Genomic DNA, 590 nt, shown 5'->3' with positions numbered 1-590 from the left:
TCAAAGGCATCTAGCCCATGCTTTTTCTTCTTTCGAATGGCCTTTTCTGCTTTTCGAATCCCTTTTGTCAGCTGATACCCGTTATCTGGTGTAAAAGCAATATCAACCCATGTCTTTTCTTCCATTGCACTTCCTAACATCGGTAATACATCACGTGTATAGCGTGCGAGTGATAACGTAGCATCTAGCCGCTTTCTCTTTAATACCATCCGTCCTCCTACCGCTTTCCTTGTTGGAAATGGCATTTCTTCCTTTGGGACGGTATAAATTTCACTGTGAGTATAGGCGCTTTGTATGGCTTGCACAACCTGTTTGATTTTATCTTCTGGACCACCTACATAAAAGCGAACACGCTCGTTTTCTCCCTCTGGACGATACATCGTCATGCGGTACCAATCGCGCCCTTTTAACAGGCGTTCTAAAGGTTTTCGGCCCGAACCATGTACATGCCGAATCATTTGTCCTAGTTTATCTGGTGTGACCTCATCATCTATGTGTGGAATGAATAATACGTATCGATACCGCTTCTTTTCTAGGTATAAATAGATGCCATGTAAGACAATTCGTATGACAATTCCTAACAGGATCAA

General features: G+C 42.7%; 1 pseudogene. It reads right to left on the bottom strand.

From position 1 onward, the window contains the following. Positions 1-590: pseudogene (locus ACQRBL_RS32505) on the bottom strand (ATP-binding protein); the annotation flags it as partial.

The sequence above is a fragment of the Bacillus sp. AF62 genome, assembly GCF_050312695.1.
Classification (GTDB): domain Bacteria; phylum Bacillota; class Bacilli; order Bacillales; family Bacillaceae_G; genus Bacillus_A; species Bacillus_A cereus.
This window is presented reverse-complemented; position numbering and strand designations above follow the sequence as displayed.